The sequence below is a fragment of the Nocardia sp. CWNU-33 genome (assembly GCF_046764895.1).
In the GTDB taxonomy this organism is placed as follows: Bacteria; Actinomycetota; Actinomycetes; order Mycobacteriales; family Mycobacteriaceae; genus Nocardia.
Window position 1 is genome coordinate 26,749 of record NZ_JBKOQN010000008.1, and the last position, 26,236, is coordinate 52,984.

The 26,236-nt window shown below is 67.0% G+C and carries 17 protein-coding genes; 10 read left to right on the forward strand and 7 right to left on the reverse strand.

Features of this window, described 5'->3' with window-relative positions:
* On the reverse strand, positions 1–3,682 hold a 3,682-nt coding region (locus tag ACLMAL_RS12785), incomplete at its 3' end, for an ATP-dependent helicase (RefSeq protein WP_411999268.1).
* Positions 3,683–3,788: 106 nt separating this feature from the next.
* Between ACLMAL_RS12785 and ACLMAL_RS12790 the strand changes: the two genes are divergently transcribed.
* From ACLMAL_RS12790 to ACLMAL_RS12810, 5 genes are all read left to right on the forward strand, one after another.
* Positions 3,789–4,574 (forward strand): alpha/beta fold hydrolase, encoded by a 786-nt coding sequence (locus ACLMAL_RS12790; RefSeq protein WP_411999269.1) that lies wholly within the window; start codon positions 3,789–3,791, stop codon positions 4,572–4,574.
* A gap of 5 nt (positions 4,575–4,579) precedes the next feature.
* Positions 4,580–4,891 carry an MGMT family protein gene (locus ACLMAL_RS12795; protein ID WP_411999270.1) on the forward strand — a complete coding sequence of 104 codons (312 nt, stop codon included), beginning with the start codon at positions 4,580–4,582 and terminating at the stop codon, positions 4,889–4,891.
* Between the two features lie 51 nt (positions 4,892–4,942).
* Entirely contained in the window at positions 4,943–5,692 is a 750-nt protein-coding gene (locus ACLMAL_RS12800; RefSeq protein WP_411999271.1) for a VOC family protein, read from the forward strand.
* An 83-nt stretch (positions 5,693–5,775) separates the two neighbouring features.
* Positions 5,776–7,632, forward strand: a complete 1,857-nt coding sequence (locus tag ACLMAL_RS12805) for an NTP transferase domain-containing protein (protein ID WP_411999272.1) — start codon at positions 5,776–5,778, stop codon at positions 7,630–7,632.
* A 144-nt stretch (positions 7,633–7,776) separates the two neighbouring features.
* The gene (locus ACLMAL_RS12810) at positions 7,777–7,971 is read left to right on the forward strand and encodes a hypothetical protein (protein ID WP_379060961.1); all 195 of its coding nucleotides are present in this window, start codon (positions 7,777–7,779) and stop codon (positions 7,969–7,971) included.
* 88 nt (positions 7,972–8,059) lie between these two features.
* Here the strand turns inward: ACLMAL_RS12810 and ACLMAL_RS12815 are convergent, their stop codons facing one another.
* Genes ACLMAL_RS12815 through ACLMAL_RS12830 form a run of 4 tightly spaced genes read right to left on the reverse strand, consistent with a single transcriptional unit; the run spans position 8,060 to position 13,156 of the window.
* Positions 8,060–9,742 (reverse strand): dipeptide ABC transporter ATP-binding protein, encoded by a 1,683-nt coding sequence (locus tag ACLMAL_RS12815; RefSeq protein WP_411999273.1) that lies wholly within the window; start codon positions 9,740–9,742, stop codon positions 8,060–8,062.
* Complete coding sequence (locus ACLMAL_RS12820; protein WP_411999472.1) at positions 9,739–10,605, reverse strand: ABC transporter permease; 867 nt, start codon at positions 10,603–10,605, stop codon at positions 9,739–9,741. The genes ACLMAL_RS12815 and ACLMAL_RS12820 overlap by 4 nt, the downstream gene beginning before the upstream one ends.
* Positions 10,606–10,610: 5 nt before the next feature.
* Positions 10,611–11,570 (reverse strand): ABC transporter permease, encoded by a 960-nt coding sequence (locus ACLMAL_RS12825; protein WP_411999274.1) that lies wholly within the window; start codon positions 11,568–11,570, stop codon positions 10,611–10,613.
* Complete coding sequence (locus ACLMAL_RS12830) at positions 11,567–13,156, reverse strand: ABC transporter substrate-binding protein (protein WP_411999275.1); 1,590 nt, start codon at positions 13,154–13,156, stop codon at positions 11,567–11,569. The genes ACLMAL_RS12825 and ACLMAL_RS12830 overlap by 4 nt, the downstream gene beginning before the upstream one ends.
* A 297-nt stretch (positions 13,157–13,453) precedes the next feature.
* Between ACLMAL_RS12830 and ACLMAL_RS12835 the strand changes: the two genes are divergently transcribed.
* The 4 genes from ACLMAL_RS12835 to mtnC all read left to right on the forward strand — a co-directional run bounded on the left by ACLMAL_RS12835 (position 13,454) and on the right by mtnC (position 18,794).
* Complete coding sequence (locus ACLMAL_RS12835; protein WP_411999276.1) at positions 13,454–15,766, forward strand: arylsulfatase; 2,313 nt, start codon at positions 13,454–13,456, stop codon at positions 15,764–15,766.
* A gap of 117 nt (positions 15,767–15,883) precedes the next feature.
* Positions 15,884–17,542: an S-methyl-5-thioribose-1-phosphate isomerase gene (mtnA, locus tag ACLMAL_RS12840; protein WP_411999277.1), complete on the forward strand. Its 1,659-nt coding sequence runs from the start codon at positions 15,884–15,886 to the stop codon at positions 17,540–17,542.
* A complete protein-coding gene (locus ACLMAL_RS12845; protein WP_411999278.1) occupies positions 17,539–18,114 on the forward strand; it encodes a 1,2-dihydroxy-3-keto-5-methylthiopentene dioxygenase in 576 nt (191 codons plus the stop codon). The genes mtnA and ACLMAL_RS12845 overlap by 4 nt, the downstream gene beginning before the upstream one ends.
* Positions 18,111–18,794 (forward strand): acireductone synthase, encoded by a 684-nt coding sequence (gene mtnC / locus ACLMAL_RS12850; RefSeq protein ID WP_411999279.1) that lies wholly within the window; start codon positions 18,111–18,113, stop codon positions 18,792–18,794. Before ACLMAL_RS12845 ends, mtnC begins: the two co-directional genes overlap by 4 nt.
* A 72-nt stretch (positions 18,795–18,866) precedes the next feature.
* On the opposite strand, the gene ACLMAL_RS12855 is transcribed toward mtnC, so the two are convergent.
* Positions 18,867–19,814 carry a hypothetical protein gene (locus ACLMAL_RS12855; protein WP_411999280.1) on the reverse strand — a complete coding sequence of 316 codons (948 nt, stop codon included), beginning with the start codon at positions 19,812–19,814 and terminating at the stop codon, positions 18,867–18,869.
* Positions 19,815–20,633: 819 nt separating this feature from the next.
* Positions 20,634–21,455, reverse strand: coding sequence for a helix-turn-helix transcriptional regulator (locus ACLMAL_RS12860; RefSeq protein WP_411999281.1), 822 nt, complete (start codon positions 21,453–21,455; stop codon positions 20,634–20,636).
* A 1,025-nt stretch (positions 21,456–22,480) separates the two neighbouring features.
* Here ACLMAL_RS12860 and ACLMAL_RS12865 point away from each other — a divergent pair.
* The gene (locus ACLMAL_RS12865) at positions 22,481–26,236 is read left to right on the forward strand and encodes a nitrate reductase subunit alpha (protein WP_411999282.1); all 3,756 of its coding nucleotides are present in this window, start codon (positions 22,481–22,483) and stop codon (positions 26,234–26,236) included.

Genomic DNA, 26,236 nt, shown 5'->3' on the forward strand with positions numbered 1-26,236 from the left:
CGGACACACCCACAGCACCACCGGACACACCCACAGCACCACCGGACACACCCACAGCACCACCGGACACACCCACAGCACCACCGGACACACCCACAGCACCACCGGACACACCCACAGCACCACCGGACACACCCACAGCACCACCGGATTCGCTCACAGCACCACCGGATTCGCTCACAAACTCACCATGCGAACCTGCGGCGCTGCCTGGTTCAGCTGTTGTGCCCGACGTTCCAGTGGTCGCGACTTCGGGTGTTCCCGATGCCCCAGCGGCCTCGATCCGAGGTCCATCGGCTGTGCCCGCAATCGCACCGGACTCTCCCCGCACGCCACCACGCACACCGGGGCCACCCGAATCAGCAGGTGACATCGGAACTTCAGCTAAGACGCCGACCATACCGACTGGTCCTCCTGGTTCGCTCGCTCCGAGTTCGGCGGCCTCCGGCAAGCTCCAGGACTCAGCGGTGACGCGTCTCGATTCGAGTGCGGGAGAACGGGATTCGCGGGTGACACCTCGGGTTTCGGTGTCGAAGCCACCCGATTCGCGTGGGTTGTCATCCGACTTGCCCATAGTCGGGTCGAGCGCACCCATCGCCGCAGCTACCTGGTAGGTCGCGAGTTGGGCATGGTCGGCGGCGGCTTGTTTGGTGACCGGGGACTTGCCGGTCTTTACGTCGACGATCACAAAGCGGCCGAGGGCGTCGCGTTCCAATCGGTCGACTCGACCACGGATGCGGACGGGGCGTTCGTCTTCCGCGCGTGCGGGTAGCACGCAGTCGACCGGGACCTCGACGCCGGCCTGGGTGAGTTCGCCTCGGGTGTTGCGAACCCAGGCCATAAATGTCTCCAGCATGGCCTCGGTGCGGCGCAACTCCTGGCGGGAGTGCCAGCCGGTGCCGGGATCGATGGCCTGCCATGCCTTGTCGAGGGCAGCCCTGACCTGTGCCTCCGGCACCTTTCCGGCCAGCGCTTGGACCAGCGTGTGCACCAGGTTGCCTTTGACCGCGTGCGGGTTGTCACCATCGGTGCCGCCGTGGCGTTCCAATGCCCAGCGCAGCGGGCAGGTACGCAGGAGCTCCACCGTGGACGGCGACAGCGCAACGGCGGTGTCGTCCTCGTCCCACAGGGACCGCGACGAGCTGAGATCGGCTGTGCCGTACCAGTCTTCGGGGTGGGTGCCGCGAATGCCCGCACTCGCGAGCCGGGCCAGTTGGTGGGCCGCGCGGCGCCTACGTTCCGGATCTGCCTCGAAATCGCAGACCACGCCGCGCATTTCGGCGACCAGGGAATGCATCACCAGGGCCCGGCCGGGATCGGCGACCGGAAGCGCACCGGGTTCACCGTCGTCGTCGTGTCCGAGCAGCTCGGCCAGGAAACGGGACGGCACGAGATCGCGGTCGCCCGATACTGATTCCACCGCGGTGACCAGCAGCGACTGCCGAGCCCTGCTGCACGCCACCAGCAGGAGCCGGCGTTCCTCGGCCAGGATCGGCGCAGCGCGGCTCACGCGCTCCCCGGCATCGGCGATCCCCGCTGTCACATCGACCAGATCCTCGTTGCCGAGCAGCGTGCCGCGCGGACGCGGATTCGGCCAGATGCCTTCCTGCACCGCGGCAACGGCGACCACATCCCACTCCCGCCCCGCGGACGCGTGCGCGCTGAGCAGCGCGACCGCTTCCCCCGGCGCGGTCAGCGAGGTCGTGTCGTGCGGGATCTCCTGTTGCAGTAGGTATTCGACGAATCCCTCGACGCTGGCACGCGGCAGCCGGTCGACATAGGCTGCGGCAGCGTCGAAGAGACCGACCACGGCATCGAGATCCCGATCGGCCTGCATCCCGATCGCGCCACCGCGTTCGGACTGCGCGACCCAGCGCCGCTCCAGTCGCGACCCGGTCCACAGCGCCCACATCACGTCTTCGAGTCCGGCGCCTTTTCGCCGGGCCGTCCGAGCCCGATCCACCGCGTCGAGCACCCGGCGCAGCGGTGCGGCCTCCACATCGGTCAGCCGCTCGATGAGCTCGCGGTCGGCAATACCGACGAGCAGATCCCGCAGCACCTCCGCCGATGACCGATCCAGCAGGCCGCCGCCGTCGTCATCCCCCGTGAATCCGGCGCCGGACTTCGATCCGTTCTGCGACTCCAGCACGCTGCGTCGAATTCCACGCCGCAGCCTGCGCAGACTGATCTGATCGGCGCCACCGAGTGGCCCGCCGACCAGGTCGAGCGCATCCTCGTCGGAAAACATCGGCTCGGTTGTCGGCGGCGCACTACGCTTGGCCGGCTCGCTCGCGAGTACCGCTCGCAATGCCAGCAGCATCCAGGCCGCGCCGCGCCGTCGAGCCAGCGGCGCATCGAGCGCGGGCTGCTGCACCGGCACCCCGGCCGCCAGCAGCGCGCGCCGCAGCGGTGCCAGCGACAGCGGCACCGATCGCACGATCACCGCCATGCGCGACCACGGCACGCCCGCGGTGAGATGGGCGCGCCGCAAATAGTCGGCGATCAGCCCGGCTTCCTTCGCCGGAGTGGCCAGCACCCGGACCCGCACCGCGGTAGGGTCGTCTTCCGGTTCGGTCTCGCGCCTCGGTAGCGAAAACCGTTGTGGCGCACTGCCTGGCAACCTGGCCGCGATCCTGGCCACCGCCAACTCCACCTGACCGCCCGAGCGGTGGTTGTCCCGCAGGATGATTCGCTGCCCCTCCGGTGCGGCGAGGTCAGCGACGAACCGGGTGTCCGCGCCGCGGAAGGTGAAGATGCCCTGATCCGGGTCGCCCGCGACCACCGCGGTCTGCGCGGCGTTGCCGATCACCCGAATCAGCAGCGCGGCCTGCGGATCCAGATGTTGGGCGTCGTCGACAAGGAGGTATCGGATCCGAGAGCGTTCCGTGGCAAGCAGATTCGCGTCGCCGGCCAAGGCGTCGAGGGCGGCGCCGACGAGTTCGGCGGCATCCAGCGCGGGCGCGGTCGCCTCGGGCGCCTCCACCCCTACCGACCAGCGCAGCAGCATCGTCTGCTCGTACCGCACCGCGAACTTGCCCGCCGCCACCCATTCCGGCCGACCATGCTCACGGCCTAGGCGGACCAGGTCCTCCGGCCCGAGCCCGCGCTCGGTGGCCCGCAGCATCAGGTCGCGCAACTGTTCGGCGAACCCACCGAGACTCAATGCGGGCTGCAACCGTTCGGGCCACAATCCGGTCGCCCCCGCCGCGATATCGATGAGGTCACCGCGCAGCATCTCGCGCAGCACGGCATCCTGCTCGGCACCGGTCAGCAAACGCGGCGGCGGGTTGCCGTGCGCGGTGGCGTGTCTGCGTAGCACCGAGAAAGCGTAGGAGTGCAGTGTGCGCACCAGCGGCTCGCGCGTCGCGCCGGGCACGCCCGGTTCGACGTCGGGCTCCGGACCGGTCAGCCGGGTCGTGATGGCATCGCGCAGTGCGCTCGCCGCTTGCTTCGAATGGGTCAGCACCAGCACCGATTCCGGATCGGCTCCCGCGGCGATCCGGTCGGCGGCCAGATCGATCAGCAGGGTGGTCTTGCCGGTGCCCGGCCCGCCGAGCACCTGCCACGGCCGCCATCCCGGGCGGATCGGGCCGAGTGCGGCCTGGGCGTCGAACAGCGCGCGAACATCGGCACCCCAGACCCGAGGCCGGGGTGCCGCCACGTTTCGGCGAACAAGTCGCACCGCGCTATCCGATCGCACCACGCGGGCTATTGCAACAGACGCGACCGACACACCACGAGGCGCTCCGGGTCGGCTCGGGCTGCGACGGGTTTCGATACACGTCAAAATGGATGCCGTGTCTGCTCTTCATGTCCACCGATTCGGGCCCGCCGACGGGCCGGTCGTCCTGGCCCTGCACGGCGTTGTCGGCCACGGCAAACGCTGGGAAGCCATCGCAACCGAGCACCTGCCCGATGTCCGAATAATCGCTCCTGACCTGCGTGGACACGGCCGCTCAACCGGGCTGCCGCCATGGAATTTCGAGACCATCGTCGCCGATCTCGCCGGGGTCCTCGCCGCGGAAACCGACGAACCCGTTGTGGTGGTCGCGCACTCGTTCGGCGGCGCATGTGCGCTGCACCTCGCTGATAGCCATCCGGAATTGGTGCGCAAGTTGGTGTTGCTCGACTCGGCTATCGCCTTGGAACCGGAACTGCTCATGGACGTCGCGCTGTCGAGTCTGGCCTCGCCGGACTACGTCGACGTCGAGCATGCGCGGCGAGACAAGATGGCGACCGGCTGGAGCGAGGTCGACCCGCGCCTGCTGGATGCGGAACTGGCCGAGCATCTGATGCCGACCGCCGACGGCCGCGTCGGCTGGCGGATCAGCCTGCCCGCCGTCAACTCCTACTGGGGTCAGCTCGCCCGCCACTACGTCCTGCCGCCGCACGATCTGCCGACGGTGCTCGTGCAGGCCATGAAGGTGGTGCCGCCGTTCGTGACACCGGAGTTCCGTGCCGCCCTGATCGAGCGGCTCGGCGACAATCTGACGCTGCTCGAATGGGACTGCGATCACATGGTGGCCCAGATCCGTCCCGCCGAGACGGCGGCGCTGATCCGATCGGCGCTCTGATCGCGATGGCCACCTCGGATGCCCAGGTCGAGCTGGTCCGCGCGCTCGTCGCGACCATCCCGCTCGGCCGGGTGGCCACCTACGGTGACATCGCCGCGGCGGCGGGGCTTTCCACGCCGCGCACGGTCGGCTGGATCATGCGCACCGATGCCGCGGATCTGCCATGGCATCGAGTCATCGGGGCGGGCGGCAAGCCGGCCGCGCATCTGGCCGAGCGGCAACTACGGCTGCTCGCCGAGGAAGGTGTCGCGATCCGTGACGGGCGAGTCGACCTGCGCGCAGCGCGTTTCTCCTTCCCCGGCGCACCGAACGGGTAGTGCCGCGCAATCCCGTCACGCCGCCCACGTTCGACGGTTACCGTGGAAGTCATGTCCACCCGCCTGGCGTCGGTCGTGTTCGACGCAGACCGGCCGCGGTTCGTCGCGAACTTCTGGGCCGAATTGCTCGGCTGGGGGGTGACCGTGGACCGCGTCGACGAAGTCGATGTCGCCGCGCCCGACCCCGACGGCCTCGAGCTGGCCCTGACCTTCCTCCCAGCGGCGGGTGCGAAGCGCGGGAAGAACCGCATCCACCTCGACCTCGCCAGTCGCTCTATCGACCACCAGCGCGTGCAGGTCGATCGGGCGCTTTCGCTCGGTGCGCGCCGCATCGACATCGGCCAGGGGGCGACACCGTGGGTGGTGCTCGCCGATCCGGAGGGCAATGAATTCTGCGTGTTGGAGCCGAGGGAGGAGTACGTGGACACCGGTGCGGTCGCGGCGATCGTCATCGACACGCACGAACCGGTCCGGCTTGCCGAGTTCTGGTCCGCCGCGTCCGGCTGGCCGATGGAACATGCCGGCGCGCAGGTAGCCGGCCTGCGCTCGGCGACGGGGCTCGGTTCCTGGCTGGAGTTCGTGTGGACGCCCGACGTGAAGTGCGGACGCAATCGACTACACCTGGATCTGTCCTCCTTCCCCACCGACGACCAGGCCGGGGAGGTGGCCAGGCTCCGCGCGGCGGGCGCGACCCAGATCTCGACCGGAGATATCGGTGGCGCGCCGGGGCAGGTGCTCGCCGATCCGGAGACAAATGAGTTCTGCCTGCTCCGACCGGCCTCGAGCTACACAACGGTCTGATCCACCGCGCCCGCTTGGGCGGTTGTGCAGCGCCGACGAATTAGCATGTCGGCCATGTTGTTCCTCGCCCAAGGTTTCGGCTTGTGACGGCCGTCGACGCGATCATCCTCGCGGGCGGACGTGCCAGCCGCATGGGCGGCGTGGACAAACCCGCCATCATTATCGGCGGACGATCGATGCTCGATGCGGCCCTTGCCGCCGTCGCAGGCTGTGTGCGCACCGTCGTCGTCGGGCCGCAACGGCCAGAGTTGGCTTCAGCGATCCGGCAAGTTCGGGAAGTCCCGCCGGGGTCGGGACCGGTGGCCGCGGTCGACGCGGGCTTGCGGGCGCTCGGCGCCGCCGCGTCGCCGCTGGTGGTGGTGCTCGCCGCGGACATGCCGTTCCTGACCGGGGCGGTAGTCGTCGAATTGATCAGGCACGCCACCGAATCCGGCGCCGACGCGGTGTTCGCCGCCGACGAGTCCGGGCGGCCGCAGTACCTCACCGGAGTGTGGCGGCGCTCGGCGCTCGCCGCAGCCCTCGCGAAGCTGGATTCGCTGGTCAATCAGCCGATGAAGGCGCTGGTTCCGACAGATACAGTGACTGTGGCGATGCCGGGGATCGCCGATTGCGACACCGACGAGCAGGTGCGGCGCGCGCGAGCGGCGGCACGGACGGTGGACGACGCGGCCGATACGAGCGCTGCGCCGCAGGCGAACCCGCCCGCTCCCGCCCGGTCGGCAGGGGCCGGACCGGTGGGGCCAACCTCGAGCGTCGCGGCGTCACGGCGGGAGCGCCCCGCACTGACTCTCGACGAGGCGCGAAACACGTTGCGCACCGATATCTCTCGACTGACCGCGTATCGGGCCGACCTGCGTTCGGTCCGCGGCGCGGCACTGGCCGCGCCGTTGTCAGCCGTCGGCGCGCTGCCACGCTTCGATGTGTCGGCGATGGACGGATACGCGGTCGCAGGTGACGGCCCCTGGCGCCTGCGCCGCGATATCGGTTTCGCGGGTGGTCAACGCCCTGTCGGATTGCTGACCGGAGAGGCGGTCCGCATCGCCACCGGCGCGCACGTGCCCGACGGCACCACCCACGTCGTGCGGGACGAGTTCGCGACGGTCGACGCGAACAACACCCTGCACCGGCTCCCCGACACTCCCTTGCGCGAGGACATCCGCCGCAGTGGCGAGGACCGCAGCCGCGGCGATCTGATCGCCCCCGAAGGCACCCCGGTCAGCGCGACTCTGATCTCGGCAGCCGCCAGCGTGGAGGCGACCGAAGCACTGGTCCGCGGCCCGGTCCGGGCCCGCATCGTCATGACGGGTGACGAAATCCGCAGCCGGGGCCCGCTGCGCGTCGGCCAGACCCGCGACTCCATCGGTCCGGTGCTGCCGGACATGTTGTCCTGGTACGGCATTCACACCATCGCCCGCGTCCATCTGCGCGACACGCCCAATGGATTCGACGAAGTCCTCACCGCCGCAACCGATTGCGATGTCCTGGTGATCGTCGGCGCGACCGGAGGCGGCGCCGCCGACCAGCTGCGCGGCGCCCTGCCCCGTGCGGGCGCCAGGATCCTCGTGCACCGCCTGCGCCTACGCCCCGGCGGGTCCACCGTCGTCGCGGAACTTCCCTCGGGCACCGCCGTCCTCGGTCTGCCCGGCAATCCCTTCGCCGCCGTCGCCATCTTGATGGCGCTGGCCCCCGCCCTCGTCGACGGCCGCATCGGCAGCCCCCCGCGGCGCGCACTGACCGGCCCCCTGCACAACGCCTCCGAGATCGCGGGCCCGGTCCCCCGCATCGTCCCGGCCCGGCTCGACCAGGACGGCGGCTGGCGCGGCGACGCCCACATCCGAACCACCCATCTCGGCGGCCTCATCGACCGCGACGGTTTGGTCATCGTCCCCACCGAAGCAACCGACGGCGTTCAGGTCGAATTCTTGCCCCTGCTCAGCTGATTTCAGCCGCCCATTTCCGCCCATTTCCACCGAAATTGCCACGAATCGTCCGACACATCGACATTTTCCTTCCGCGATTGATGCCCGCTCGCTATTGTGTGGTTGTTAGGCGAACATTAATCCCCCGGAAAGGACCGAGTGGAGATGGCTGAAAAGTCCAAGAAGACGCCTAAGAAAATGCCCAAGCAGATGCCTCGGCAGCAGCAACAGCAGCGCCAGGAGCAGGGCATGCCGCGAGCAGGCGGGAGCGCTGAAGGCCAGAAGATGATGCCGGACCAGCAGCGACGCCAGGGCGAGAACGACCCCAACCGCATCGATCGGCGACCGGGGCAGCACTGATCCAAGTCCTGTAGAACGGGCCGCTGGTTCCTGCATTGCAGGATCCAGCGGCCCGTTTCAATTGTGTGGATAAATTCGAACTTTCGCCTCACGCACCGATACGCAACAGCGATTCGGAATCGACATCCACCGACCTTCTGGCGACCGTCGGATCAGGAGTCGGCACCGCATCGAGCAGCCGCCGCGTGTAATCCTCGTGCGGGCGAGCGAAAACATCTGTCACCGGTCCGGTTTCGACAACGGATCCCGCACGCAGCACCACGACCCGGTCGGCCACCTGATGCACGACGGCGAGATCGTGACTGATGAACAGGCAGGCGAAGCCGTACTCGGCACGCAGGTCCGCGAACAGGTCGAGGACCTGAGCCTGGACCGAGACGTCGAGCGCGCTGGTCGGCTCGTCGGCCACCAGCAGCCGTGGCGCGAGGGCGAGAGCACGCGCGAGGGCGACCCGTTGCCGCTGACCGCCGGAGAGCTCACCCGGCCGGCGGGTGGCGTAGTCCCGCGGCAGACGAACGGATTCCAACAGATCGCCGACCTTCGCACGCAGCAGTGCGCCGGAGGCGACGCGATGCACCTGGAGAGGTTCGCCGATCGCGTCCTCGACGTTGCGGCGCGGATCGAGTGAAGCGGCCACATCCTGGTGGACGAGTGCGACCTGCTTTCGCAGCGCGCGAAGCTCCTTGGCCGGCAGCCCCGCCAGCGAAACCCCTTGCAGTTCAACTCTTCCCGAGTGTACCGGTACCAGACCGAGTGCAGTGCGGCCGAGCGTGCTCTTGCCCGAGCCCGACTCTCCGACGAGCCCGACCACTTCACGTGGCCCGAGAGTCAGCGAAACATCGTGCAGTGCACGAAAATCCGACGCTCCACCATGACCTCGATATACCACGGTCAGCTCGTCCACCTGCAGCACCGACGCAGCTTCCGACTCCTGATCGGATTCGGCGGCGGCCGCGACCGACACGACCTTCCCGTCGCCCGCCGGCAACCGCGGCACGGCGGCCAACAGAGTGCGCGTATACGACTCCCGGGGCTCGGCAAACAGTCCGTGGACGGACTGCTCTTCGACGACCCGGCCCGCACGCAGCACCACGACCCGGTCGGCGATCTCGGCGACCACGCCGAGATTGTGCGTGATGAACAGGATCGCGGTGCCGTTGCTGCGCTGCAGACCCCGCAGCAGGTCGAGGATTTCGGCCTGCACAGTGACATCGAGCGCGGTGGTCGGCTCGTCCGCGATCAGCAGGTCGGGTTCGCCGGATAGGGCGAGTGCGATAACCACGCGCTGTTTCTGCCCGCCGGAGAGCTGGTGCGGATACCAGTCGACGCGCTGTTCCGGCTCCGGAATGTCCACCATCCGAAGCAATTCGACGGCCCGCTTGCGCGCCTCGGCCTTGGTGACTTTCGCATGCGCACGCAAGGCCTGCGTGATCTGGGTCCCGATCTTCTGCACCGGGTTCAGCGCGGTCTGCGGTTCCTGAAACACCATGCCCACGCGGGTGCCGCGTATGCCGCGCAGTTGCGACTCCGGCGCACCGATGATTTCGGTGTCGCCGAGCCGGATGGATCCGGATGCGGTCGCGGTCTGCGGCAGCAGCCCGAGCACCGTGCGTGCGGTGATCGACTTGCCCGAGCCGGACTCACCGACCAGCGCGACCACCTCGCCGTGCCGCACCGAGAACCCGACACCGTCCACCACGGTGCGTGATCCGAAGCGCACCACCAGATCCCGGACTTCCACGAGTGTGTCCATCGTGTCGGTGTCGGTCATCGGATCCTCCTGGCCCGGCCCAACGCCTGGGCGATCAACAGAAAGCCGAGCGTCAACCCGGCCACCACGGCCAGTGGGCCGATCGCGAACGCCACATTGGCGTCCAGGTTTCCGATCGACTCGGCAATCAGCGAGCCGAGCGAGGGGTCCGGCGGGCGCACCCCGATGCCGATGAAGCTCATTGCACCCTCGATGAACACCGCGACCGACATCGACAGCGCAAGCTGCACCGCCAGTGGTTCGGCGGCGTTGGGCAGCACGTGCTTTCGCAGAATCCACCAGGGACCCGTCCCGATGACCTCGGCGGCCTCGACAAACGGCTGTTCGCGCACCTGCAGGATCGAGGTGCGGATCTGTCTGCCGAAGATCGGGATCTCCGCCGCGACGATGACCACGATCACCGCGTGCGCGCCGGGTCCGGTGATCGCGGCGAGTGCGATGGCGAAGATTAGCGCGGGGAAGGCGAGGATCAGGTCGAAGGCGCGCTGCGCCACCACATCCGCGACCGCGTTCACACTCGAAACAAGCCCAGTCAGCGCGCCGATCAGCGCACCCAGCGGGACGGCGATGAACACCATCAGCAGGTCGATGCGGATGCCGTGCAGCACCCGCGAAAAGACGTCCCGATTCAAGTGATCGGTGCCGAGCCAGTGCTCCCCACTCGGACCGAGGAGGTTCGCACCGGGTATCTGCTGGATCGGATCATAGGAGGTGAGCAGCCCCGCGCAGATTCCGGTCGCGGCGATCGCGCCGACGAGGATCAGGCCGGCCAGACCTTGTCCACACCGGAAGGCACGCAGCAGGGAGCCTGTGGTGTCGGCGGGTACCGGGGCTACAGCGGCGGCTTCGACAGGGACAGCGATATCGGTCACGATTTGCCCCCGATGCGGATGCGTGGATCGAGGTAGGCGTGCACGAGGTCGGTGCCGAGCTGGATGATCACGAACACCGCCACCGACAACAGCAACAGCACCTGCACGACCGGATAGTCGCGCCGACTGATGCCCTGCTCGATGAGCTGCCCGATGCCCGGCCACGCGAAAGCCGACTCCACCAGGACCGCGCCGCCCAGCAGCTGGCCGGTCTGGATGCCAAGTGCGGTCAGCATGGTCGGCAGCGCGTTGCGCAGCGCACCGCGGGTCACGATCTGCCAGTGCGCAATGCCCAGCGCCCGCGCGGTCAGCGCGTAGGGCTTGCCCAGTTCGGTGCGCAGCGATTCGGTGAGGAATCGGGTGAGCGCGGCCGCCACCGGCAGTGCCAGGCAGATCGACGGCAACAGCAGATACTGCACCGCGATATCAGGCCTTGCGATGAATCCGTCCGGCGGTACGCCGCCCGCGGGCAGCACCGGAATCACGACCGCGAACACCAGCACCAACAGCACACCGGTCACGAAGACCGGCAGCGCGATGGCCACCGTGTTGGCCGCGGCGACCACCGCGCTCAGCAAGCGACTCGGCCTGGCCACCGATGCCACGCTGATCACCACACTCGTCACGACCGCGAGCAGGAGCGCCGCTGCGGCGAGCACCACCGTATTGACAAGCCCGTTGCCGACCAGATCAGCGATCTGGCCGCCGATGATGTAGGACCGGCCGAGGTCGAAGGTCACCAGATCGCCTAGCCACGTGAGGTATTGCGCCGGGATCGACCGATCGAGCCCGAGCTGGTGCCGGACGGCCGCGATAGTGTCCGGCGTCGCGTCGGGGCCGGCCAGCGACGTGGCCGGATCGCCAGGCACCAGCCGCAGCAACAGGAAGATCAGCACCGACGCGCCGAACAGGACGAGCACCGCGGAGGGCAGGCGGCGCACCACATACCTGGTCATGCCAGGAATGCGTCCGTGAGCACGGTCTCGCGACGCTTGGTCCAGGACACTCCGTGCACCTTGCGTGAGGTGGCGACCTGGTTGTGGTGCACGCCGATTTCGATGAGGAACAGTCCCTCCAGCAGCCGATCGCTGACATTCTGGTATGCCTTGATCGCCTCGGGGCCGGTCCCCTGGATCACCTTCCACGCGGCGTCGGCCGCGGCGAGATAGGCAGGGGATTCGTAGTGGGAGGCGTTCTTTCGCGCGTTGAAGGGGTAAGCGCTCACCGTGAGCGTCGACGGCGTGAACTGCGCCCATGAGTGGGTGGTGACCCACAGACCCGGGAAGTCGCCGCCGATAAGCCTTTTCACGAAGGTAGCCGGTTCGATCGGATCGAGCGTCACCTCGATGCCGATCTCCGCCAGATTCGCCTGCACGATCTGCGCGGTTGCCTCGTAGTACGGAAGGCTGGTTTCGTAGGACAGCGTCAGCTTCGGCGGCTTCGTCGTCTGCGACAGCACCTGCTCGGCCTTGGCGATGTCACGCGACAGGGATGTGTTGCGGGTCGCGTCGAAGGCGGGAGAACTCTTGGGCCACGGCAGATTCACCGGGTATCCGGCGTTGCGGAACACCTCGGCGATGATGCGCTCCCGGTCGATCGCGTAGGCGATGGCCTGGCGCACCTTGACATCGGCGAGGGCAGGCTCGGCGACATTGACACCGACATAGATCTGTAGTTCGGCGCCGTCGTAGCTGACCGTGGTGAATCCGTCACTCTTGGCGAAGTTTTCGTTGTCGCGGTAGTTCAGGCCGCTCGCGAAGGCGATCTGACCGGACTTGAGCGAATTCACCAGGGCCTGGCTGTCCGGAATGATGGAGACCTCGACACGATCCAGGTACGGCCGTTCGGGTACCCAGTACCGGGTGTTCTTCTCGAAGACCAGCTGAGTGTTCGGGGTGCGCTTGACCAGCTCGAACGGGCCGGTGCCGATGAATTTGTCGCCGGTGGCCAGCTGATCGATGGTCTCGCTGTCCAGGATCGGCGCGGTGTCGAGCAGGTCGAAGATATTGCCCACCGGGTGCGCGAACTTCAGCACGATCCGGTGGGGCGCGGTGATGTCGTATTCGGTGATCGCCGCGGCCGTGCTCTTCAGCTGAGCCGACCACTTCGGGTCCGCGTAGGTGCGCAGGGAGAATTCGACGTCCTTGGCGGTGAAGGGCCTGCCGCTGTGGAATTTCACATCATCGCGCAGTTCCAGCGCCAGCGACAAACCGTCCGGCGCGAGGGTCCACGACTTCGCCAGCGACGGACCGGGTTCCAGCTTGTCGTTCGGGTAGCGGACCAGCGTCTCGTACACCAGGCCGACCACGACGGGGACGGTTCCGGTGTTGGTCAGGATGTTCGCCGGGACCAGATCGGTCGGGACGCCGACCTTCAGCGTGCCGCCGCGCACCGGCGTCGCATTGTCGCCACCGGCGGACTTCTGCTCGTTCACCGCCGAGGTGCACGCAGCGAGTGCACCGGTGCCGAGGATCGCGAACGCGGCAATACCCGTGGTGCGCAGGAAATTACGGCGACCCAGTGGGCCGGGGGAAGAACTCATCTGACAAATCCTCGAAGACAGATCGCTGCCGAAGAACAGGGAGCGATTTCGGTGCGGCATCGGCACCGGGCAGGAAGGGAAACGAATCGACGGTGGGGCATATACGCGCTCAGGCGCGGCAGCACCGCGAAGCACAACACGAACAGCAGGGTTCCTGCGCGCACTCCGCTCGGGGTGCGCAGGGCTGAGTCGTGGGCATACCGGTCAAGCTAACAGGCAACGATCCAGCAAGCATCGGTTCGGCGCACCGTGCGCGAAATACTGGCGACCTGGGCCTTCCCGACTTTGACTGGAATGATGCCTGTTCCATCCCACGCCCGCGGCTATGAATCCAGCTCCGGTTCGATCGGCCGAACCACCGCCGATTCGACACCGGAATGGACCTACCCACCGACAGCACCCACAGGCGCTCCCAACATCATCGTGGTGCTGGTCGACGACATGGGATACAGCGATATCGGCCCGTTCGGCTCCGAGATCGAGACGCCGACGCTGGACCGGCTGGCCGCCACCGGAGTTCGGTTCACCAATTACCACACCACCCCACTGTGCTCACCGTCGCGCGCGGCGCTGCTGACCGGAATCAACTCTCACCGTGCTGGATTCGGCTTCGTCGCGAATGCCGATCCCGGGTACCCGGGCCTGCGATTGGAGCTAGCCGACGACGTGCTCACGCTGCCGGAGATACTGCGCGGCAACGGTTACGCAACCTATGCGGTCGGCAAATGGCATCTGGTGCGCGACGCCACGATGAACCCGGCCGCGCACCGGGATTCGTGGCCGACCCAGCGCGGCTTCGACCGCTACTACGGCTCGCTGGAGGGACTCAACTCCTTCTACTACCCCAACCAGTTGGTGTCGGACTCCTCCGTCGTCGACGTCGAGCAGTACCCGGAGGGCTACTACCTGACCGACGACCTGACCGACAAGGCCATCGGCTACCTCAAGGACCTGCGCGCCCACGATTCGGCCAAACCCTTCTTCCTCTACTTCGCGCATGTCGCCATGCACGGCCCGCTGCAGGCCAAGCCCGAAGACCAGGCCAAATACCGTGGCCGCTACGCCGAGGGCTGGGATCGATTGCGCCAGAACCGGTTTGCGGCTCAGCTTGCGCAGGGCCTTTTCCCGGAGAGCACGCAACAAAAGGCCCGCAACACCGAGCCGGGATACGAGGCAGCGGAGTGGGATTCGCTCAGTGCCGATGAGCAGCGGCGCTTCGCCAGGTACATGGAGGTCTACGCGGGGATGGTCGACAGCATCGACCAGAGCCTCGGCCGCATCCTCGATACGGTCGAGCAGCTCGGCGAGCTCGACGACACCATTGTCGTGTTCACCTCGGACAACGGCGGCACCGCCGAGGGCGGCCCGGAGGGCACCCGCAGCTATTTCGCGGAGTTCGCGCACATCGACGATCCGGACTGGGTCGGCGATGTGCCGCACGACGAGGAACTGATCGGCACCGCCCGGCTCGGCGTGCATTACCCGCGCGGCTGGGGCCAGGCCTCCAACACCCCGTTCCGGTTCTACAAGGGCCAGACCTTCGCGGGTGGCGTGCGCGTGCCGCTCATCGTCTCCTGGCCGAAAGGTCTGCCGCGCACCGAAACCGACAGCGGTATCCGGCAGGAGTACGCCTACGTCACCGATCTGGCGCCGACCCTGCTCGATCTGGCCGGCCTGCAACGTCCGAGTGTGCGTAATGGACTGCCCGCCAAGGAGTTCGACGGCATCTCCGCCGCTGAACTGCTGCGCGACCCGCAGGCACTCAGCACACATACCGAGCAATACTCCGAGATGACGGGACACCGCGGCTTCTACCGCGACGGCTGGAAGCTGCTGTCGCTGCACGAGCCCGGCACCGATGTCGATGCCCCGCACTGGCAGCTGTTCGATGTGCGCACCGATCCGACCGAGCTGCACGACCTTTCGGAGCAGTATCCGGACAAGGCCGCCGAATTGGCCACAGCCTGGGACGAATCCGCCTGGGCCAATACCGTTTTCCCGCTGCTGACCCGTCAGGATCTGGCGCGCAGGCGGCCCGAGGAGTCCCGCTTCGCCGAGCCGCTGCGGCTGCTGCCCGGCACGCCGACCCTGGAGCGCTATCGATCGCAGCGCCTGATCGCCTACCGCGACTTCGCCATCACCGTGGACCTCGGCGGATACCGCCCCGGTGACGAGGGTGTTCTGGTCGCACACGGCGATCCGCTCGGCGGCTACCTGCTCTACATCGAGGACGGGTGGGTGACCCTCGGGGTGAACAGCTACGGCAACTACGCCACGGTCTCGGCGGGCCCGCTCGGCACGGACACCCGCCGGATCACCGTCGCCGCGGTGGTGCGCCCACACCTGCGCTGGGACTTCAGCATCGGCGTCGACGACGAACGCGTCGGCGAACTACGCGATCAGGTGCAGCTGGTCGGCATGGCCCCGTGGACCGGCATCTCCGTCGGGGTCGATGCCCGCGGCCCGGTCTCGTGGGACCTGCGCGAACGCCGCGGCCCGTTCCGCTACACCGGCAACCTGCGTTCGGTGACCTATATGCCGGGCCCGATCCGTGTCCCCGACCCCACTATCGATGCGGTGGAACGCGAGGCGGAGTTCGTTGCGGAATAGGCGCAGCGTGCGCGACGGCCGCCCGCGCACAGCCGAGCCGAATTTCGGACATCGGTCCCGGTCGGATACCGTTTACCAGGCACAACGGCCCTCTTCACGACGAGAAGGACGCACCTGATGGACGACAGTTCCCTCATCTGGGACGACGGTGCGCTGGTCACCATCGACCAGCGCGGGCTGCCGCACGAGGTGCGGGAGTTGCGGCTCACGACGGTCGAGGACATCGTCGACGCCATCCGGGGGCTCGCCATCCGCGGCGCACCGGCCATCGGCATCGCGGGGGCGTTCGGGGTGGTCATCGCCACCGCGGCGAACACCGCGGACGGTGTCGTCGATGTGGCGCGGGTCGAAGCGGAGGCCGAGCGCATCGTGGCCACCAGGCCCACCGCGGTGAACCTGGCATGGGCGGTGCGGCGAGTCACGGCTCAGGTGCCGCTCGGTGTGGACGCGGTGCTCGCGGAGACGCTGGCGATCCTGGCCGAGGACGGGCGCGTCAACCGCGCCGCCGCGACGAATGCCGCCGACCTCGTGCAGGAGCTCTGCCCTGGTCGCCCGCTGCGCGTGCTGACCCACTGCAACACCGGCAGGCTCGCGACGAGCGCCTTCGGCACTGCAATCGGCGCGGTTCGGGTGCTGTCGGAGCGCGGTGCGATCGAGAACGTCCTGGTCGACGAGACCCGCCCGCTGCTGCAGGGTGCACGGCTGACGACCTGGGAGCTCGCCGCGGCGGGCATCCCGCACCGACTCACCATCGACTCCGCGGCGGCCTGGGCGATGGCCACCGGTCAAGTCGACTGTGTGCTGGTCGGCGCCGACCGCGTCACCCTCAACGGGGACGTCGCGAACAAGATCGGGACCTATGCCCTGGCGCTGGCGGCCCGCCATCACGGTATCCCGTTCATCGTCGTCGCCCCCGAGTCCACCCGTGACCCGAATATGGCGACCGGGCGCGACATCGTCGTGGAACAGCGCGCCCCTGCCGAGGTCACCGGATTCGCTGGTGTCTCAACAGCTCCCGCGGGCACCGAGGTCTTCAACCCGGCCTTCGATGTCACGCCGGCCGACCTCGTAACCGCCGTGGTCACCGAACTGGGCGTCGTCCATCGTGCGGGATCTGCTGTCCCCGAACACCATCCGGGCCGCGAGATCGCCGACATCGCGCGCGAGCTCTACCACCGCGGCTGGATGCCGGGCACGGCGGGCAATATCTCGGTACGCACCGCGGAGACCGCGGTGATCACCGGCAGCGGCCTCGCCAAAGGTGAACTGTCCGAGCGCGACATGGTGACCGTCCGCGTGCTGGATTCGACTCCGGTAGCTCCGCAGCAGCGAAAACCGTCGGCGGAGACCACCATTCACACCGCGGTGTATCGGACGACCGACGCGGCCGCGGTCGTGCACATCCATCCGCCGTACGCGACGACGCTCTCGACGCAGGCCGGTTCTCCCGATGACCCGACTATCCTGCGCATCACCGACTTCGAACTCATCAAGGGACTCGGCAGCGCCGACCTGGGGGCCATCGACATCCCGGTGTTCCCCAACTGGCCCGATGTCGCGCGCATCGGCGCCGACATCGAGCGGTACCTGTCCGAGAACCCGACCGCACCACCGGTATTGGGCATCGCCGGCCACGGCATCACCACCTGGGGGGACAATCTGTCCCAGGCACGCGATCGCGCCGAATGCCTCGAGGCGCTGTGCGAACTGGTGCTGCGGACCGGGCGGCGGCAGGTCGGCTTACATGACGAGATCCTCGAGATAGGACTGAGATGACGCTTTTGCAGGTGATGGCCGCCGACGATGCCGACAAGGTGCTGCTGCGGACCACCGACGACGCGGTGATCGCCGCGCAATTGGCCGACCGCGGAATCACTTTCGACCGCTGGCCGGTGGTGGACAATGCCGCCGACATCACCTCGGACGCGTTGCTGGCCGAGTACGCCGACCGGGTCGCCGAGCTCAATGCCGTCGGCCGCTACCGCCACATCGACATCGCCCGCATCCACCCCGACGACGCGAACCCCGAATGGCCGCAGATCGCGAAGGGCGCCCGCGAGAAGTTCCTCAACGAACACCGGCACGCCGAGGACGAGGTGCGTTTCTTCGCAGGCGGCCGCGGGTGCTTCTACCTGCACCTCGATGATGCGGTGCTGGCCGTCGTTTGCGAGGGCGGCGACCTGCTCTCGGTCCCGGCCGCAACCCTGCACTGGTTCGATATGGGCACCCGCCCCGATTTCATCGCTATCCGTTTCTTCGAGGAAGAAGACGGCTGGGTCGGCGATTTCACCGGTGACCGCATCAGCGAAGGTTTCCCGACCCTCGACCAGCTGCTCGCCGCGCCGTGATCGCCGCGGTCGTCGTCGATATCGAAGGCACCACCAGCCCGACCAGCTCGGTGCGCGAGGATCTGTACGGCTACACCAGGGCCAGGCTCCCCGAGTGGCTTGCCGAAAACCGGATGGATGCTGCCGTCCCCATCGTCGCGGCGACCAGGGCACTTGCCGAACGCCCCGACGCCGACGAGGCCGAGGTGGCCGCGATCCTGCGCGACTGGCTCGGCTCGGATGTCAAGGCCGACCCGCTCAAGGTTGCCCAGGGGCTGATCTGTCACGAAGGCTTCCGCTCCGGCGCCCTGCACGGCGAGTTCTTTCCCGACGTTGCGCCAGCGCTCGCCGCATGGCGAGCCGCCGGGCTCGACCTCTATGTGTATTCGTCGGGATCGGTACGCAACCAGCAGGATTGGTTCGCCTTCGCCCGCGGTGGCGAACTCGCCTCGCTGATCGGCGGCTATTTCGATCTGTCCACCGCGGGGCCGAAGCGGGCATCCTCGTCCTACGAGAAGATCGCGGGCGCCATCGGCACGCCCGCCGAGCGGGTCCTGTTCCTGTCCGACCACCCGGATGAACTCGATGCCGCCGTCGCCGCGGGTTGGTCGGCGATCGGCGTCCACCGCCCCGGCGAACCGAATCCGCCGCGACCACCGCACCGCTGGATCGACTCGTTCGCCGAAGTCCAGCTGCGCTGAGTCAGCTCCAGCTGCGCCGAGTCACCCCACCCCTGCGCCAGAGTTGTTCTCAGCTGTGGCCGGTCCGCGTGCTCAAGCTCCGGAGATACCGATCTGGTTGCGCATCGCGCCCAGGTGGCTGTGCTGGACGGAAGCAAAGATACGGCGTGCATGCACCGCGACGGGACTGGTCGACCAGGGCGCCAGTGCGGTGGTGAACATGAGTTCGCACCAGGACATGGCGGGTACATCGCCCGCGGCCAGCGTCGCGATGAGCGACATCTCGGTGTCGTGGCCCGCCCATGCGGCGAGCAGCCAGGCCGTGTCGAGCCTGCCGAGGAATTCCTCGGCATCCTCCGGTGGACCGTGCGGGGTATCGACGGCGAGATGGACGACCGCGGCAATCGCGTGCCGCATCCTGGCATCCAATCCGACGGCGTCGTGCAGTAGCAGCGCTTCCAGCGCGGAGCGCAGCTCTACACCGGGGTCGATCGCCGAGTTGTCGGCCATCGAGGTGGTAGCGCGCGAACTGCGAATCATAGGAACTGTCTCCTTCGAGTCGGTATCGAGTGGTGGGTTCGCGATGACCGAACGCAGAGCGCACAGCTCGAGCACACCCGGGCGGGCGGCCTCGACCAGGCTGACCAGCGCACCCGGGTTCCAGTCCAGCCTGCCGAAGGCCAGGCACCAGTCCAGCGCCGGATTGTCCTCGGCTACCACCACATCCAGCGCCAGTCCCGACATCGACGCGGTGCACGCCAGGGTGATGGCATCCACGTCGGGTTCGGTGATGGTCAGATGCAGGGTCGCTTCGTCGTGGCCCGCGTCGGCGCGGGCCCGGCCCGCCAACCAGACCGCGCGGGCGGCGGCGGCCATTGCGCCGGCACGGCGGTCACCGTGCGGATGATCGAGATCGGTATCGAGAAAGGGGCCGTACCAGAGCGCTCGGCCCTCGTCACCGCATACCGCGAAGGTACCGTTCGAGCAGTCCGCGGCCGCGGCCAGCGTGATGTGGGGCACCAGTTGGATGTCATTCACCATGAAACACTCACTCCCGCAATGTGCGCGCAACCTGTCCTCATCGGCCGGATACTCGCGAGGTCGTCACCAACTTCGCGAATTTCCCGATAAGCGGATCAAATACGCTCCGACACGGCTTGTCCTGAAAATCGATAACATCGAGCAAACCCTGTGATGTACTTACACCGGCCAGTGAAACTCCGACCGGACGCAACACACCACTGTGTAGCGCATCCGGTGGGCATTACCGTGGTCGGCGGCCTGTGGGCGGTAACGCCGCCGCCATGCCCTACGTTCAATCTGGCTCGGTGACAGTTCATTTCCATTCGAACCGGCCCCACGGACCTGTCCTGCTGCTCGCCCACGGATTTCCCATAGACGAATCCATGTTCGATCCTTACTGAAAAACTTGACCACCGCGGGAATCAATGTGGTGACGTGGATGCGTGCGGCCACGGCGGAACAAGAGCACCGTGCGACGAGCCGTTCACTTATTGGGATCCAGCAGCCGACGCACTTTCGGTATTGAATGCGCTCGGTGTCGAAAAGGCCGTTATCGGCGGGATGAGTCAGGGGGTTACGCGGCGCTGCGCACCGCCCTGCTCGCACCCGGATCGCGTACTCGGACTCGCTCTGCTCGACACCAAGGCAGGCGCGTGCAGCCTGCCCGAATGGACGCGTTGCCGCGCTTTCTTCGACGCCTGGTGCGGTCAGGCCCCCCTTGCGCCGATCACCGAGACCCTGGCGCCGCAGCTGATCGGCGATCCGGACCCGGCCGAGTGGACGCGGTGGATCACCCGCCGGCGAGCGGGTGATCGCCTTGCTCATGCGCCGTGCTTGCTACGAACCGAACGATTCGGTGGTGGGCACGGTCGCGGGGCACGATGTGCGGATGCCGAGAAAGAATTGGACCCTGCCCGGATAATTACCGGAGTCCACCCGGAACATCTGGACATCGAGGCTGTAGCACTCGTCGGTGTCAAGGTCACGAATATGCATCGGCTGGTCTCTGCCATAGATGGTGCGGCCCGCGGCCCACATGGTTCGAAATTCCGGATACTCGCCGAGTTCGTCGAGCAGTTCGGCAGACCATGCGGTGTCGCCCGATTGCCCGATGAGGCCGCGCAGCCAGTCCACCGTGAGCGCGGCCTCGCGCCGCCAATCGACCATGACCCGCTTGGACAACGCGTTGCCGAAAAACCAGCGCAAGATATTGGCGTCCTCGACCAACCCGGGAAAAGTGGCGTCGTAGGCCTCATTACAGGACAGAATGTTCCACCGGGTATCCAGGTAGCCGGCGACATTCGGCTCATGCAGTCGCAGTCCGTTGCGCATGTCGTCACTGATCTCGGCGCGCAACTGTGGTACGCCGGGAAACGTTTCTTCGGCCAGCCCCGCCAGGTCGAAAAGATGTCTACGCTCGGCATCTGCCAACGGGCTTATCCGATCCAGATAGGCGATCAGTGAGGTCACTACCGCCTTGGTCGGGTGATCGCGATCGCCGCCTTCGAGATGGGTGACATAGCTGGAGCTGACCCCCGCGGCGAATGCCAGCTTTTCCCGGGATATGCGCCGATCGTCACGCAGTCGGCGCAGCAGCCCCCCAAAGGTTGGGGGCCGCACTTGATTCCCTTCGCCGGCATCGGTCGACTTGCTTAGCACAGCAATCCACTCCTACGAAGCTGTAGTCGTATCAACGAGTTGGGTACATCTACACGAGAGGCAAGCTGAACAGTTCGCGGCGCGCACACGATGGGCTGGTCATGACCCCATCGTCGACGATGTGAGCCCGCGCCCATGGGAGTCGATATTAAACGACATTCGTTCTTTATATTCGAAGCACACGCCGCCGAATAGCAACGTTGCAGAAATCTATTCGGGGTCGAATCCGGCTCGCGGCCACCAATATTCGAGATCGAGGCCCGCATCGGCAGCCCAGCGGAGCCAAGACACCTACGATCACCCGGCAGGCCGGAATCGCCGAATGGTTGCAGGCCACGAAATCCGCGCCACGCGACGGCCGTGCCGATCCGGCCGCCGCGATGTTCCGGACGTTCGACTGTCGTGATCGCGGCGACCGAATCCCGACGCGCTTCGAGAAGGACAGCCCATCGAAGCCGGGCCACACTCGGCCGCCGCCGGCGCGGTGGCCGGATCCTCCGACATCTCGACGGTGCCGATCGGTGACAGCACGCACCGCCCCGCAGGCACCGCCACCCGCAGCCGATTCGATCGCAGCCTCGAACCCCTATACGTACGAAGGATAATCCGCCGGCATGTCGGCCGCCGAAATTATCGGCAAATACACAGCGACACCGCGCGGCGCTTGCAATAATCGCCCGGCACGTCATATCCGCAGGACCGCAGGGCACGACAAATCACCCACAGCACCCGGCGAGAACGTGTTAACAAATGTAAAGCAAACAATAACCAGCGGTTTCCAAAGCTTCACCGGCAAGCCCCCGAAACACTTGCCGGTAGCGGCATTTCAGCCGGTCAGACCGCATCGACGCTGGTCGCACGCAGGTCAGCAGCGATTCGCCGCTACCGCACGGTGACCGTCATATTGCCGCGACCTCACAGCTCACCGAGCACACGCGCGCGTTGTGAGAGAATCATTTTGACGCGCCACCCGACCTCCTTAGAGTCGGAGCATCAGCCCGATTTCACAGCTCGAAGGGGGCGTCGTGGTTAATTCACGCACTCGGGGCTCCGCGCCCTCCGATTCGGCCGATCGGCCATCGCCCGATGCCGGCGATGCGCTCCTTCGATTGGGCAAATACTTTCGGCGCGGTGAGGCCTCCGCCGATCAACGCAGCCTGCATCAGGTCGGCGGGCGCACTGCCGACGAGTTCTACCGAGATCGGTGGTCACACGACAAGGTCGTGCGCTCCACGCACGGAGTCAACTGCACCGGGTCGTGCTCATGGAAGATCTACGTCAAGGACGGCGTAATCACCTGGGAGTCCCAGCAGACCGACTATCCCTCGGTCGGTTCGGACAAGCCCGAGTACGAGCCACGCGGCTGTCCGCGCGGCGCCTCGTTCTCCTGGTACACCTACTCCCCGGCGCGAGTGCGCTACCCGTATGTGCGCGGCGTGCTGTTGGAGATGTACCGGGAAGCCAAGGAACGCTGTAAAGATCCGGTGCTGGCCTGGGCCGATATCGTCGAGGACCCGGTCAAGGCCGAGCGCTACAAGTCCGCTCGCGGCAAGGGCGGTTTCGTGCGGGCCGAGTGGTGGGAGGCCGCGGAGATCGCCGCTGCCGCGCACGTACACACCATCAAACGCTACGGTCCGGACCGCGTGGCGGGCTTCTCACCCATCCCCGCCATGTCCATGGTCAGCCATGCTGTCGGCGCCCGGTTCATCTCCCTACTCGGCGGCTCGATGCTGTCGTTCTACGATTGGTACGCCGACCTTCCGGTGGCCTCGCCGCAGGTGTTCGGCGACCAGACCGATGTTCCGGAATCAGCCGACTGGTTCGATGCGGGCTACCTGATCATGTGGGGCTCGAATGTGCCGGTCACCCGAACGCCGGACGCGCATTACATGACCGAAGCCCGCTATCGCGGGCAGAAGGTCGTTGTGGTGTCCCCCGACTATGCCGACAACACCAAGTTCGCCGACGAATGGGTGCCCGCGCGGCCGGGGACCGACGCGGCCCTCGCCATGTCGATGGGGCACGTCATCCTGAAGGAGTTCTTTGTCGATCGCGGCACGCCGCGGTTCCTGGACTACATCAAGCGCTACACCGACTTGCCGTTCTTGGTGTGCGTGGAGGACCCGGAGGGCTGGGACGCCGACGGCGTCTATCACCACGACGGCGCGGTACCCGGCAAGTTCCTCACCGCCGCCGACCTCGGCCGGACCGGCGAGGGTGTGGAGCACAAGCCGGTGCTGCTGGATGAGGCGGGAAAACCCGTGGTGCCCAATGGTTCTCTGGGCCACCGCTTCAGCGCGAGCGATGCGGGCAAGTGGAACCTCGACCTCGAAGGTGTCGATCCGCTGTTGACGCTGCACGGCAGACCGGACCAGAAGTCGGTCACGGTGCGGCTGCCGCGCTTCGATTCCGACACCCCGGGCGTGCTGGTGCGTGGCGTGCCGACCACGATGATCGGTGGCAGGCGCGTCACCACGGTCTTCGATCTGCTGTTGGCGCAGTACGGCGTCGGCCGGGACGGACTGCCCGGTGAGTGGCCGACCGGCTACGACGACGCCTCCCAGCCGTATACCCCGGCCTGGCAGGAGACGATTACCGGCGTTCCCGCCGCACAGGCCGAGCGGATCGCCCGCGAATTCGCCGACAACGCCGACAAATCCGGCGGCCGCTCAATGATCCTGATGGGGGCCGGCACCAACCACTGGTTCCACTCCGATCAGATCTACCGTGCCTTCTTCACGCTGACCCTGCTCACCGGATGTCAGGGCGTCAACGGCGGCGGCTGGGCGCATTATGTGGGTCAGGAGAAGTGCCGCCCGGTAACCGGGTGGGCGACTTTGGCTTTCGGCCTGGACTGGCAGCGCCCGCCACGGCAGATGCAGGGCACGGTGTTCTGGTACCTGAGCAACGACCAGTGGCGCTACGACCCGTTCACCGCACAGGCCTTCGCCTCCCCGTTGGGCAGCGGCGCCTTCGCGGGACGGACCGCCGCCGACAATATCGCGCTGGCAAGCCGACTCGGTTGGATGCCGAGCTACCCGACCTTCGACCGTAATCCGCTCGACCTTGCCGACGAGGCCGACGCGGCGGGCAAGAGCGCCCCCGACCACGTGGTGGACAGCCTCAAATCGGGCGCGCTGCGTTTCGCCTGCGAAGATCCCGATGCGCCGGAGAACTTCCCGCGCTGTCTGACCGTATGGCGCGCCAACCTGCTCGGATCCTCGGGTAAGGGCAACGAATACTTCCACCGGCATCTGCTCGGCGCGGACTCCAACCTGCAAACCACCGACGACACCGGCGTGCGGCCGCAAGAGCTGGTCTGGCGGGAGAACGCACCGACCGGAAAGCTCGATCTCCTACTCTCCCTCGACTTCCGGATGACAAGCACCACCCTGTTCTCCGATATCGTGTTGCCCGCCGCGACCTGGTACGAGAAGCACGATCTGTCCTCGACCGACATGCACCCCTTCGTGCACGCGTTCTCCCCCGCTATCTCCCCGCCGTGGGAGGCCAAGACCGATTTCGATGCCTTCCACCGGATCGCACGCGGCTTCTCCTGGATGGCCGAAAAGCATCTCGGCACGCGCAAGGACATCGTCGCGGTGCCGCTGCAGCACGATTCACCCGATGCGCTTGCGCAGGTCGGCGGCCGGGTGCTGGACTGGAAAGCCGGTGAGTGTGAGCCGATTCCGGGCAAGACCATGCCGAAGATCGTGGTGGTGGAGCGGGACTACTCGAAGATCGCGGAGAAAATGGCCGCGCTCGGACCGCTCGTCGAAACACTCGGTCTCACGACCAAGGGCGTCACCACCCACCCTGACGAAGAGGTCGCCTACCTCGCCGGTGTGAACGGCACCGTGGTTTCCGGTGTGGCGCAGGGTCGCCCGTCGCTGGCGAAGGACACGCACGCCGCGGAGACGATCCTCGCGTTGTCCGGCACCACCAACGGCAGGCTCGCGGTCGAAGGGTTCCAGGCGCTGGAGCGGCGCACCGGAACCGAGCTGGCCGATCTGGCCGCCGAGCACGAGGGCAAGCGAATCACCTTCGCCGACACCCAGGCCCGGCCGGTTCCGGTCATCACCTCGCCGGAGTGGTCGGGCAGCGAAACCGGCGGGCGGCGGTACTCGCCGTTCACCATCAACACTGAGCGGCTCAAGCCATGGCACACCCTCACCGGGCGCCAACACTTCTATCTCGACCACGACTGGATGGTCGAACTCGGTGAGCAACTCCCGATCTTCCGACCGCCCTTGGACATGACGGCCTTGTTCAGCGAGCCGGATGTGGGCGAGGTCGGCGCGGGCGGTGTGACGGTCCGGTACCTCACGCCGCACTCGAAGTGGTCGATCCACTCGGCATACCAGGACAACCTGCACATGCTGACGCTATCCCGTGGCGGCCAATCGATCTGGATGTCGGAGAAGGACGCCGCGAAAATCGGTGTGGCCGACAACGATTGGATCGAAGCGGTCAATCGCAACGGTATCGTCGTCGCCCGCGCGATCGTCAGCCATCGGATGCCGGAAGGCACCGTGTTCATGTATCACGCCCAGGACCGGGCGGTGGGTGTGCCACGCATCGAAACGAGCTCCGAGGTCAACGATGCGCGCGGCAAGCGCGGCGGCATCCACAATGCGCTCACCCGCATCATGATCAAGCCCTCACACCTCATCGGCGGCTACGCGCAGCAATCCTTCGCGCTGAACTACCACGGCCCCACCGGAAATCAGCGCGACGAAGTGACGACGATCCGTCGTCGCTCACAGGAAGTGGAGTACTGA